Source organism: Nonomuraea recticatena (assembly GCF_039533245.1).
Taxonomy (GTDB): Bacteria; Actinomycetota; Actinomycetes; order Streptosporangiales; family Streptosporangiaceae; genus Nonomuraea; species Nonomuraea roseola.
Map to the genome: position 1 here is coordinate 32,018 of NZ_BAAATE010000051.1, position 10,952 is coordinate 42,969.

Annotated in this window: 12 protein-coding genes and 1 pseudogene; 8 read left to right on the forward strand and 5 right to left on the reverse strand. The window is 68.5% G+C overall.

The genetic code is table 11. The annotated features are described in order from the left end of the window. Positions 1-17 precede the first annotated feature (17 nt). Both ABFX50_RS46940 and ABFX50_RS46945 read right to left on the reverse strand, forming a co-directional pair. Entirely contained in the window at positions 18-263 is a 246-nt protein-coding gene (locus ABFX50_RS46940; RefSeq protein WP_183658729.1) for a sulfurtransferase TusA family protein, read from the reverse strand. After that, complete coding sequence (locus ABFX50_RS46945; RefSeq protein WP_346156908.1) at positions 260-1,393, reverse strand: cysteine desulfurase family protein; 1,134 nt, start codon at positions 1,391-1,393, stop codon at positions 260-262. Before ABFX50_RS46945 ends, ABFX50_RS46940 begins: the two co-directional genes overlap by 4 nt. A 197-nt stretch (positions 1,394-1,590) precedes the next feature. Here ABFX50_RS46945 and ctaC point away from each other — a divergent pair, with 197 nt between their 5' ends. From ctaC to ABFX50_RS46965, 4 genes are all read left to right on the forward strand, one after another. Continuing rightward, entirely contained in the window at positions 1,591-2,349 is a 759-nt protein-coding gene (gene ctaC / locus ABFX50_RS46950; RefSeq protein ID WP_312895917.1) for an aa3-type cytochrome oxidase subunit II, read from the forward strand. Further along, a complete protein-coding gene (gene ctaD / locus ABFX50_RS46955) occupies positions 2,346-4,004 on the forward strand; it encodes an aa3-type cytochrome oxidase subunit I (RefSeq protein ID WP_428834731.1) in 1,659 nt (552 codons plus the stop codon). Before ctaC ends, ctaD begins: the two co-directional genes overlap by 4 nt. Then, complete coding sequence (locus tag ABFX50_RS46960; protein ID WP_183658737.1) at positions 4,001-4,396, forward strand: cytochrome c oxidase subunit 4; 396 nt, start codon at positions 4,001-4,003, stop codon at positions 4,394-4,396. Before ctaD ends, ABFX50_RS46960 begins: the two co-directional genes overlap by 4 nt. 133 nt (positions 4,397-4,529) lie before the next feature. After that, positions 4,530-5,726 carry a L,D-transpeptidase gene (locus ABFX50_RS46965; protein ID WP_346156913.1) on the forward strand — a complete coding sequence of 399 codons (1,197 nt, stop codon included), beginning with the start codon at positions 4,530-4,532 and terminating at the stop codon, positions 5,724-5,726. Between the two features lie 54 nt (positions 5,727-5,780). On the opposite strand, the gene ABFX50_RS46970 is transcribed toward ABFX50_RS46965, so the two are convergent. The 3 genes from ABFX50_RS46970 to ABFX50_RS46980 form a co-directional block, all read right to left on the reverse strand. Continuing rightward, the gene (locus tag ABFX50_RS46970; RefSeq protein ID WP_346156916.1) at positions 5,781-6,476 is read right to left on the reverse strand and encodes a sensor histidine kinase; all 696 of its coding nucleotides are present in this window, start codon (positions 6,474-6,476) and stop codon (positions 5,781-5,783) included. Positions 6,477-6,568: 92 nt separating this feature from the next. Continuing rightward, the gene (trpD, locus tag ABFX50_RS46975; protein WP_346156918.1) at positions 6,569-7,615 is read right to left on the reverse strand and encodes an anthranilate phosphoribosyltransferase; all 1,047 of its coding nucleotides are present in this window, start codon (positions 7,613-7,615) and stop codon (positions 6,569-6,571) included. A 7-nt stretch (positions 7,616-7,622) separates the two neighbouring features. Next, positions 7,623-8,021, reverse strand: a complete 399-nt coding sequence (locus ABFX50_RS46980; protein WP_346156925.1) for a DNA-binding transcriptional response regulator — start codon at positions 8,019-8,021, stop codon at positions 7,623-7,625. Between the two features lie 197 nt (positions 8,022-8,218). Between ABFX50_RS46980 and ctaE the strand changes: the two genes are divergently transcribed. The 4 genes and pseudogenes from ctaE to ABFX50_RS47000 form a co-directional block, all read left to right on the forward strand. Continuing rightward, positions 8,219-8,836 (forward strand): aa3-type cytochrome oxidase subunit III, encoded by a 618-nt coding sequence (ctaE, locus tag ABFX50_RS46985; RefSeq protein WP_183658745.1) that lies wholly within the window; start codon positions 8,219-8,221, stop codon positions 8,834-8,836. Between the two features lie 16 nt (positions 8,837-8,852). Next, complete coding sequence (gene qcrC, locus ABFX50_RS46990; RefSeq protein WP_183658748.1) at positions 8,853-9,662, forward strand: cytochrome bc1 complex diheme cytochrome c subunit; 810 nt, start codon at positions 8,853-8,855, stop codon at positions 9,660-9,662. After that, positions 9,659-10,765 (forward strand): cytochrome bc1 complex Rieske iron-sulfur subunit, encoded by a 1,107-nt coding sequence (gene qcrA / locus ABFX50_RS46995; protein ID WP_183658750.1) that lies wholly within the window; start codon positions 9,659-9,661, stop codon positions 10,763-10,765. Before qcrC ends, qcrA begins: the two co-directional genes overlap by 4 nt. Then, positions 10,762-10,952: pseudogene (locus ABFX50_RS47000) on the forward strand (cytochrome bc1 complex cytochrome b subunit); the annotation flags it as partial. The gene qcrA and the pseudogene ABFX50_RS47000, both read left to right, overlap by 4 nt.

Below are 10,952 nucleotides of genomic sequence, written 5' to 3' on the forward strand. Positions count from 1 at the left end.
GCCGCGTGGCCGTCCGGTCAGTAGTTGCGGCGCACGTGGATCGCCCAGCCGCCGCCGGGCAGCTCGTAGGTTCCCACGTGCGGATGCGACTTGAGCCTGCACCAGGCGGGCACGTCGGTGAAGGCGGCAGGATCGTCGGCCAGGACGGCGACGACGGCGTTCAGCGGCACGAAGTTGATCTGCTCGGCGAGCATGATGATCGGGATCGGGCACTTCTTGCCGAGCGCGTCGATGGTCAGGGCCGGCTGAGCTGCGACTGTCATGCGACTCCTGCGTCTTGACGGATCCGGCGCACCACGTCGGGAAGGACGGTCAGGAACCTGTCGACCTCGGCCGCGGAAGCGCCCCTGGGCAGCGATACCCGGACGTTTCCATGCGTAAGCACGCCCATCGCCTCCAAAACATGCGATGGACGAAGCGTACTAGCCGTGCACGAGCTGCCGGACGATACGGCGAAGCCGGCCTTGTCGAGCTCGGTCAGCAGCGCCTCGCCGTCGACGTAGAGGCAGGAGAAGGTCACGATGTGCGGCGCCCTGTCGACGGGGTCGCCGATGACCTCCACGTCGGGCACCACCTGCGGCACCCGCTCCCTGATGACGTCGACGAGGGCGGACAGGCGGGCGTTGTCCCTCTCGGCCTCCTCCTTGACCGCCACCAGCGCGGCGGCGGCCGCCACGACCGCGGGGACGTTCTCGAAGCCCGGCACCCTCCGGCGCTCGCGCTCGTCCTCGGGCAGGAAGGAGCGGAACCTGGTTCCCTTCCGCACGGCCAGCACCCCCACCCCCGCGGGCCCTCCCCACTTGTGCGCGCTGGCCGTCAGCACCGACCAGCCCTGGGGGATCGGCAGGCGGCCCGCGCTCTGGGCGGCGTCGACCAGCAGCGGCACGCCGTGCTCCCTGCAGATCGCGGCCGCCCGCTCCACCGGCTGCAGCGTGCCGACCTCGTGGTTGGCCGTCTGCAGGCAGGCCAGGGCGGTGCCCTCCATGGCGACGGCCGCGCCGAAGGCCGCCAGATCCACGCGACCTGCCAGGTCGACGCCCACGGTGCTCACCATGCCGCCCTCGCCCTCGTGGACGGCGGCGGCGTGCAGGACGCTGGAGTGCTCCACCGCGCTGGTCACGAGGTGACGCCCTGCCCTGCGCCTGCCGTGTAGGGTGCCGAGCACGCCGAGATGCACGGCCTGCGTGCCCGAGGAGGTGAAGGAGACCTCGTCGGGCCTCGCGCCCAGCGCCTCGGCCACCTCCGTGCGGGCCTGCTCCAGCAGCAGGTGAGCACGGCGGGCCTGGCCGTACAGGCGCGCCGGGTCGGCCCAGCCCGCATCCATGGCAGTTATCAGCGCTTCACGCGCTCGGGGGTGCAGCGGCTCGGTCGATGCCGCGTCGAAGTACGCCACATCGAGACATTAACGGGGGCGAGCGGGGAGCCGACCACCCCCCACGCTAATGTGTCTGCAATCAGCTGTGCATATGGAAATACGAGCGCCCAGGAGAGACTCCTGGGCTTCATCTGTGGGGTAGGCGATCCGTGAGTCCGACCCGCCGTACTGAGCGGCGTCCGTTGGGCCGGCGCAGAGTGTCCAGCGCCGCCGGTTTGGCGTTGCTGCTGGCCTCCGCGACGGCTTGTGCAAATGACGTGCCCGAGGCCAACTGGTCGCGTGGCCTCCTGCCGGAGAGCGTCACCAAGCAGGGCGAGACCGTCACGAACCTGTGGAACGGGGCGTGGATCGCGGCTCTGGCCACGGGACTCGTCGTCATCGTCCTGATCATCTGGGCGTGTGTCTTCCACCGCAGGCGCAAGAACTCGGCCGAGCTCCCTCCGCAGGTCCGCTACAACCTGCCGATCGAGATCCTCTACACGCTCGTGCCGCTCGTCATGGTGTCGGTGTTCTTCTTCTTCACCGCCCGTGACGAGACCGAGATCCTCAAGACCTCGGCCGCGCCCGCCGTGACAGTCCACGTGGAAGGTTTCCAGTGGAGCTGGCGCTTCACCACCGACGCCGGCGGCAAGACCGCCAAGGTCGTCGGCATGCCGGTGAGCGACTACCAGGCGGCCCAGGCGCCGGAGCTGGTGCTCCCGGTGAACACCCAGGTCCAGTTCAAGCTCGACGCCGACGACGTGATCCACTCGTTCTGGGTCCCCGCGTTCATGTTCAAGCGTGACGTGATCCCCGGCATCTCCGGCGAGAAGAACAAGTTCGAGATCACCACGCTGAACAAGCCCGGCACCTACGCGGGCCGCTGCGCCGAGCTGTGCGGCGTCGACCACAGCCGCATGCTCTTCAGGGTGAAGCTCGTCTCGCAGGCTGAGTTCGACCAGTACATGACGACCCAGGCTGGGAGCCCCCAGTGACCGCCATTCAAGCACCACCCGTCACGGCGCCGCCGACCCGCAAGGGCCTGGTGATCGCCAAGTGGATGTCCTCCACCGATCACAAGATCATCGGGCATCTCTATCTGATCACGTCGTTCATCTTCTTCCTGATCGGCGGCGTGATGGCGCTGATCATGCGGGCCGAGCTGGCGCAGCCTGGGCTGCAGCTCACCACCAACGAGCAGTTCAACCAGCTGTTCACCATGCACGGCACGATCATGCTGCTGATGTTCGCGACGCCGCTGTTCGCCGGCTTCGCCAACGAGCTGATGCCGCTGCAGATCGGCGCGCCCGACGTGGCCTTCCCCCGCCTGAACATGGTCAGCTACTGGCTCTACCTGTTCGGCAGCATCATCGCGGTCAGCGGCTTCCTGACCCCGAACGGCGCGGCCAGCTTCGGCTGGTTCGCCTACACCCCGCTGTCGAACGCGATCAGCTCGCCCGGCATCGGCGGCGACCTGTGGATCATGGGTCTGGCCCTGTCCGGTCTCGGCACCATCCTCGGCTCGGTGAACTTCATCACCACGATCATCTGCATGCGCGCGCCCGGCATGACGATGTTCCGTATGCCGATGTTCACCTGGAACATCCTGCTGACCAGCATGCTCGTGCTGATGGCCTTCCCCGTGCTGGCCGCCGCGCTGCTCGCGCTGGAGGCCGACCGCAAGCTCGGCACCCACATCTTCGCCCCCGAGACCGGTGGCGCGATGCTGTGGCAGCACCTGTTCTGGTTCTTCGGACACCCCGAGGTCTACATCATCGCGCTGCCGTTCTTCGGCATCGTGACGGAGATCCTCCCCGTCTTCAGCCGCAAGCCGCTGTTCGGCTACATCGGCCTGGTCGCCGCCACCATCGCGATCGCCGGTCTGTCGATCACCGTGTGGGCCCACCACATGTTCGCCACGGGCCAGGTCCTGCTGCCGTTCTTCTCGTTCATGACGTTCCTCATCGCGGTGCCGACGGGCGTGAAGTTCTTCAACTGGATCGGCACGATGTGGCGAGGCCATCTGAGCTTCGAGTCGCCGATGCTGTTCTCGATCGGCTTCCTGATCACCTTCCTGCTCGGTGGCCTGACCGGCGTCATCCTGGCCTCGCCGCCGCTCGACTTCCAGATCAGCGACAGCTACTTCGTCGTGGCCCACTTCCACTACGTGGTCTTCGGCACGGTCGTGTTCGCGATGTTCGCGGGCTTCTACTTCTGGTGGCCGAAGTTCACCGGCAAGATGCTCAACGACAGGATGGGCAAGGTCCACTTCTGGCTGCTGTTCATCGGCTTCCACACGACCTTCCTGGTGCAGCACTGGCTGGGCGTGGTGGGCTTCCCCCGCCGCTACGCCGACTACGCCCCGACCGACGGCTTCACCGACCTGAACCTCATCTCGTCGGTGGGCGCCTTCATCCTCGGCGCCTCGACGCTGCCGTTCTTCTACAACGTCTGGAAGACCTGGCGCAGCGCGCCGAAGGTCACCGTGGACGACCCGTGGGGCTACGGCGGCTCGCTGGAGTGGGCCACCTCCTGCCCGCCGCCGCGGCACAACTTCACCTCGCTGCCCCGCATCAGGTCCGAGCGCCCCGCGTTCGACCTCCACTACCCGCACGTGTCGGCCAAGCCTCTGGAGGGTGAAGCCCGATGAAGGTCCAGGGTTGGCTGTTCCTGCTCTGCGGACTGTTCTTCGCCGGCGTCGACGTCGTCTACTGGTTCTGGTCCAGGGAGCCCGTCGGCACCACGGCCATGGCCATCTCGGTCGGCTTCGCGTTCATGATCGGCTACTACCTGATGTTCACGGCCCGCCGCATCGGCGCCCAGCCGGAGGACAACAAGCAGGCCGAGATCAGCGACGGCGCCGGTGAGATCGGCTTCTTCAGCCCGAGCAGCTGGTGGCCGCTGTTCGTCTGCCTCGCGGCGGCGTTCGCGTTCGTCGGCTTCGTGATCGGCATGTGGATGTTCCTGATCGGCGTCTTCATGGTGATCATGGCGATGGTCGGATTCGTCTTCCAGTACTACCGGGGTCACTTCTCCCACTGACCCATCCACGCTGAAGCGGGTGCCCTTGTCCAAGGGCGCCCGCTTTTGGCGTTTTTTACCGCGCACCGGATATGGCAAAACGGTTACGGAGGGTAGTAACGGGGCCTGAGGGATTGCGGAGAGGGGAGTTCTCGTGGGGCGGTTGACTCATGGATCGGCTGGTGTTCTTGCCCTCGCCGTACTGACCGGTTGCGCGGGGAGCGAGAAGCCCGAGGGGCAGGCCACGCCGAGCGCCGCGCCACCGGCGGCGAGCGTCCATGTGCTGCCCGCCGACAAGGCGGGCAACGTGCCGACCGACCAGACCGTGCTCGTGGCGGCCCGGGGAGGCACGCTGCGGAGCGTCACCGTCACCGGCAAGGCGGGCACCCTGACGGGCGAGCTCAGCGCGGACGGCACGCAGTGGCGCAGTGAGCGCTACGCCACCCCCGGCGCCTCGTACACCGTCACCGCGCTCGTGGCCAACCCCGTGGGCCAGACGACGCGGACCACGACCACGTTCTCCACGGTCAAGGCCGACAGCACCTTCGGCATCGAGTACATCGCCCCGCACAAGGACGACACGGGACTGACCGTCGGCGTCGGCATGCCGATCATGATCACCTTCGACAAGGACATCACCGACCGCGTCTCGGTCGAGCGCAACCTCGTCGTGAAGACCTCCAAGCCGGTCGAGGGCGCCTGGCACTGGTTCGACGACAGGCACGTCGACTTCAGGCCGAAGAAGTACTGGCCCGCGCACACCAGGGTCCGCCTCGAGGCGCGCCTGGCCGGCGTGCGCGGCGGGGAGGGCATGTACGGCAAGCGCGACCACGTCCTCGACTTCAAGATCGGCAGAGAGCAGATCACCAGCGGGAGCACGCAGAACCACGTGCTGAAGGTGAAGCGCGACGGCAGGCTCGTCAGGGAGATGCCGATGAGCGCCGGCCAGGGCGGGGCGTGGAAGTACTACACGACCTCCGGCATCCACCTGGCGATGTCCAGGGAGCCGGTCACCATCATGACCTCTCCTGGCATCGGTCCAGGCCAGTCCGGCTACTACCGCCTGACCGTCTACAACACCGTCCGCATCTCGAACTCCGGCGAGTACGTCCACAGCGCGCCGTGGTCGGTGGGCTCGCAGGGCCGCGCCAACGTGAGCCACGGCTGCGTGAACGTCAGCCCTACCAACGCGGCGTGGTTCATCAAGAACACGCTGATCGGAGATCCGATCATCATCACCGGCTCGCCGCGCAGGCTGGAGCCGACCAACGGCTGGGGCCACTGGCAGGAGGACTGGAAGCAGTGGCTGCAGTGGAGCTCGGTGAAGTCGGCGATCACCGAGTCGCTCTAGGTGCGGCCCCGCCGCCCGCCCCGCCGGGCGGGCGGCGGGTTTCCCCGGCGAAGATCAGCCGAGCGGCAGGCTGGCGTGCACGGAGCGGCCGTCCGCGGTCGTGAGGGTGCCGCCGAGCAGAGCGGCGCGTTCGCGCATGCTGAGGCCAGGCGCTCTGGAGGGGCCGTCGTCGGTCACCAGGACCTCCAGGAAGCCCGGACGCCATCGGAGGGTCACTCTGGCACAGGTGGCCGACGCGGCGCCGCTGAGGGCCTCCTGGACGATCCGGTAGGCCGACAGCTCCACGCCGGGGGCGACGGGGGCGGCGCGACCGTCCTGGACGAACTCCACCCGCAGGCCGGTACGGCGGGCGTCGTCGAGGAGGTCGGGCAGGTCGGTCAGGCGCGGCTGCGGCGTCCTGGAGGGCGGGACCCCGGTGAAGGCGCTCAGCACGCCCAGCATGCGCTGCAGCTCGCCCAGGGCCTGGCGGCCCGACTCCTCGGCCTCCTTCAGCGTGTCCGTGGCCCTCAGGGCGTTCTTCTCCATGGTCATGCGGCCCGCGCCGACCCCCAGGGTCATGACGCTGACGTGGTGGGCCACCACCTCGTGCAGCTCCTGGATGATCCTGGCCCGCTCGACGGTCTCGCGGGCGGCCAGGCGCTCGGAGGAGAGCGTGGCCGCCAGGCGGAGGCGGGAGCGCAGCAGCAGGAGCGCGACGGGACACAGGACGACCGTGGCGGCGGTGGCCAGCCAGGTCAGAAGAGGCGGCATGGCCGGGAGCGTAGGCCCCGGTCAGGAGGTTGACATCCGCTTGGCGGCGGATCTTCGCTCCACCGCCGTGCGGACCGTAGGGGCCTGGCGGCCTACGCGGGCGTCAGCGTGCGGCTGACCTCGATCCAGCGGTCGAGGGTCGCGGCGGCGCGGCCGGAGTCGACGGCCTGGACCGCGCGGGCGTAGCCGTCGATCATCGCCGAGTCGAGGTCGTCGCCGGGGCCGTCGGCGGCCACCAGGGCGGCGGCGGCGTTCAGCAGGACGGCGTCGCGGATGGGCCCCGTCTCGCCGCGCACCAGGTCGTGCACGGCCTGGGCGTTGAAGGCGACGTCTCCGCCGCGCAGCGCGCCGGCCTCGGCTCGCGCGATGCCGAGCACCGCGGGGTCGAAGACCGTCTGCGTCGCGGCGCCGTCGCGCACCACCCACACCGTGGAGGTGGTGGCGATGGTGAGCTCGTCGAGCCCGTCGTCGCCGCGGAAGACCAGGGCCGAGACGCCGCGCTCGGCGAAGACGCCGGCCAGGACGGGCAGCATGCGCGCGTCGTAGACGCCGATGGCCTGCGCGGAGGGGCGGGCGGGGTTGGTCAGCGGGCCGAGGAAGTTGAAGACCGTCGGCACGCCGAGCTCCTTGCGCGGCGGGCCAGCGAAGCGCAGCGCGGGGTGGTAGACGGGCGCGAAGCAGAACGCGATGCCCGCCTCGGCCGCCACCCTGGCGGTGGACTCGGGCGGCAGGTCGAGCCTGATGCCGAGGTACTCGAGGACGTCGGCGGCGCCGCACGAGGAGGAGGCCGCGCGGTTGCCGTGCTTGACCACCCGCACGCCCGCTGCGGCGGCCACTATGGCGGCCATGGTGGAGACGTTCACCGTATGGGCGCGGTCGCCGCCCGTGCCGACGATGTCGACGACGGGCCCTTCCACCTTCAGCGGGGTCGCCAGCTCCAGCATCGTCCGCGCCAGGCCGGTCACCTCGGCGACGGTCTCGCCCTTGGCGCGCAGCGCGATCGCGAACCCGGCGATCTGGGCGGGCGTGGCCGACCCGGACATGATCTCCCGCATCGCCCACGCCGTCTCGTCGGCGGTCAGGTGTTCCCCCGAAAGGAGGGCCGACAGCAGCGCGGGCCAGGTGGTGCGAGCGTCCATGGAGAACCTACTTCGCGTTGAGTCGGGTGGCGGAGCGCTGCCTCATGAGCCCGGCGACGGCGTCGGCCAGGGCGATCGGCTCCAGCGGCTGCGAGACGACGGCGTCGGCGCGCGACCAGTTGGCCAGCCAGCGGTCGTCCCTGCGCGCGACGAGCAGCAGGATCGGCGGGCAGTCGTAGACCTCGTCCTTGGCCTGCTTGCTGACGCCCATGCCGCCTGCGGGCTGGGTCTCGCCGTCGAGCACGGCCACGTCGACGGTGCCGGAGTCGAGCAACTGCAGGACCTTGGGCTGGGTGGCGCACTCCACGATCTCCACCAGCGGGACGTCGGCCGCGGGACGGCGCCCGATGGCCTGCCGTACCTGCTCGCGGGTTCCCGCGTCGTCGCTGTAGACGAGGACCCTCATCGTGTCGTCGGTGCTCACGGTCGCAGCTCACTATCGGTGGTAGCGGTATGGTCACCTGGGATCGTACCGGTGCCCCTGCACAGATACCCAGGCCGCCGGGCTCGGCGGGCGTTTTGCCCTAATTGTTCCAGGTTGAGGGCAGGTTCGGACCCACTAACGGGGGGTCGTGCGGCGACCCGACCACTGGAGCCGCAATAATGCTGCCCGTGGCGACAGCATCCGCAATTACAACGACGACGACAGCTCATTCGTCCCGCAGGCCCAATCTGGTCAGCGTCGGGACGATCGTGTGGCTGTCCTCTGAGCTCATGTTCTTCGCGGCGCTGTTCGCGATGTACTTCACCATCCGGTCAGTGAGTCTCGGCGAGGGCAAGCCCTGGCCCGAGGCGCATCTCAACGTTCCGTTCTCTACGGTCAACACGATCATCCTGGTCCTGTCGAGTGTGACGTGTCAGCTTGGCGTGTGGGCCGCGGAAAAGGGTCAGGTCGGCAAGCTCCGCTTCTGGTACTTCGTCAGCTTCCTCATGGGCGCCGTCTTCGTCGGCGGCCAGATCTACGAGTACATGCAGCTCGCCCACGAGGGCGCGACGCTCTCCGCGAACCCGTACACCTCGGTGTTCTACCTGACCACGGGCTTCCACGGGCTTCACGTGACCGGTGGTCTGATCGCGTTCCTGTTCATGCTGGGACGCACGTACGCCGCGAAGCGCTTCACGCATGAGCAGGCGACCAGCGCGATCGTCGTGTCGTACTACTGGCACTTCGTTGACGTCGTCTGGATCGGCCTTTTCGCGACCATCTACATCATCCAGTAAGGAAACGGGGATCTCTGTGACTAGGATCACCGCTCGGCGGCGGCATCCGCTCGCGAGATACGCCGTCCTGCTTTTCGCGTTGGCGCTGGTCGGGGGGGTGTACACCCTCCTCTCGCCGGCCAGCAGGCCGGCAGACGCCGCTCTGGCGTCCGGCAAGGCCGACGACGTCGCAGAAGGCAAGAGCCTCTTCCAGGCGCACTGCTCGAGCTGCCACGGCCTCAATGCTGAGGGCACGTCCACCGGTCCCACGCTCGTCGGCGTGGGCGCGGCGGCGGTCGACTTCCAGGTGAGCAGCGGCCGCATGCCGGCCGCCAACCCTGGCGCCCAGGCGCCGCGCAAGCCCGTCGCGCCGTGGGTCAACGAGGACACCACCCGCCAGCTGGCCGCCTACGTGCAGTCGCTCGGCGGCGGGCCCGTCGTCCCCGACAAGAACGCGGTCGACCCCGCGCAGGGCAACGTCGCCAGGGGCGGCGAGCTCTTCAGGGCCAACTGCATCCAGTGTCACAACTGGACCGGCGCGGGCGGCGCGCTCACACTGGGCAAGTACGCGCCCAACCTGAACGAGGCGACGCCCACCCAGATCTACGAGGCGATGGCCACGGGACCGCAGGCGATGCCGGTCTTCAACGACTCCACGATCACGCCCGAAGAGAAGCGGGACATGATCGCTTACATCACGGACGTGCGGGAGCAGACCGACCCCGGCGGCTTCGGCCTGGGCCGCATCGGCCCGGTCACCGAGGGCCTCGTCGCATGGCTCGTGGGTATCAGCGCCCTCGTACTGGCCGCCATCTGGATCACCGCTAAGAAGCGACAGGCGTCATGACAGACAACGAACATGAGATCGAGCAGCCGGACGAGCGCGTCCCCAAGCGCGTGATCGGCACCCCTCCGCCGGGAAGCACGATGATCCCCGCCGAGGAGAAGAAGGACGACGACGAGGTTCCCGGCGTCTACTACCCCGACGAGGCCAAGGCTCGCAAGGGCGAGAGGATCGTGGCGCTCTGCTTCACGATCACCGCCCTCGCCGGCATCGTGTTCATCGTCAACTACGTGGTCTTCCAGGTGGGCGACGTCGACAGCACGGCGGTCTCCAACCTCGCGCTGGGCGCGCCGCTGACGCTGGCGCTGCTCGGTCTCGCGGCCGGCATCGTCGTCTGGGTCCGCCAGGTCATGCCGAAGTACACGCTGATCCAGGAGCGCCACGAGATGGCGACCGACTCGGCGACCAGGTCCTACGTCTCGGAGACGTTCGTCCAGGGCGCCAAGGAGAGCGGCTTCGTCAAGCGGCCGCTGCTGCGCCGTACGCTGCTGCTGGCCTCGGCCCCGCTGGGGCTGATCCCGCTGGTCCTGCTGCGTGACCTCGACAACTCCAAGATGCCCGCCTCGGCCTTCCACAAGGAGCTGCGGCACACGGTGTGGGGTGGCAAGACCAAGGAGGGCAAGCCGCTCAAGCTGGTCGTCGAGGGCACCGGTCAGCCGATCAGGGCCGCCGACTTCAACTCGCCGGGCGGCATCCTTTCGGTGGTGCCCGAGGGCTACGAGCACGATATGAACGCCCTGGCCAAGGCCACGCTGATCCTGATCAAGTTCAGGCCCGAAGAGATCAAGTCGGGCGTGAACAAGAACTGGACCCACGACGGCATCGTGGCCTACTCCAAGATCTGCACGCACGTCGGCTGCCCCGCGGCCCTGTACGAGCAGACCACGCACCACATCCTGTGCCCCTGCCACCAGTCGACCTTCGACGCGGCAGACGGCGCCAAGGTCATCTTCGGCCCGGCCGCCAGGCCGCTGCCGCAGCTGCCCATCGGCGTCGACGAGCAGGGTTTCCTGATCGCGAAGGGTGACTTCGCCGTGCCGGTCGGCCCCAGCTTCTGGGAGCGCGGCGACGCCGAGGCCAAGGTAAGGGAAGGGGGTCAGGCATGAGCGAGATGACGGCTGTTCCCAAGGCCATCGCGGGTCCTTCGAACTACCTCGACGACCGCATCGGCGCGGGGACCTTCCTCAAGCGCAACATGCGCAAGATCTTTCCCGACCACTGGTCGTTCCTGCTGGGTGAGATCGCGCTCTACTCCTTCATCATCCTGCTGCTGAGCGGGACGTTCCTGACGTT